Below are 483 nucleotides of genomic sequence, written 5' to 3'. Positions count from 1 at the left end.
GGAGAGCAACGCCGTGCCTTGCCGCAGGTTATCGCCCAGCGTCGCGGGCTGCTCTGCCAATAATTGCCAGTCGCGCAGACCATTTTTCAGCAGACCTTTCTGGCGAGTGAGGTAACTGGCGAGATCTTCGCCTTCGACCAATTGATCACGCGAGATGTTCAGCGCGGGGGCATCGGCCGCGATGAGGATGTTTACGGTCTGTTCCTGATAGCCTTCCGGTAATGTGATGCTGCCTTCAGTGAACCGACAACGGGGGCGATTGTCCATCTTTCTTGTGTCTTATTTAATCATTAAGTGATGTTATTAATACATTAAGTATGCTTGTCAGAATTGATAATCCTTATTGAACAGAGGTGAGAGGTATCACCTTCTCAGTCATCAATAAAGATACAGAATCAATAATGTTATCCGCTTAATATTCAGGCAAAAGGTTATAACAAAAAATCGGCGATGTCTTGATGATTAGGCGAATTAATCCCCAAT

Annotated in this window: 1 protein-coding gene; it reads right to left on the bottom strand. The window is 46.2% G+C overall.

Annotated features, from left to right (window positions below; genetic code table 11):
• On the bottom strand, nucleotides 1-267 hold a 267-nt coding region (locus tag ABR397_RS23245), incomplete at its 3' end, for a DcrB-related protein (protein WP_350307766.1).
• Nucleotides 268-483 lie beyond the last annotated feature (216 nt).

Source organism: Photorhabdus viridis, assembly GCF_040256935.1.
In the GTDB taxonomy this organism is placed as follows: Bacteria; Pseudomonadota; Gammaproteobacteria; order Enterobacterales; family Enterobacteriaceae; genus Photorhabdus; species Photorhabdus viridis.
Note: the sequence above shows the minus strand (reverse complement) of the source record. Positions and strands in the feature narration are given on the sequence as shown.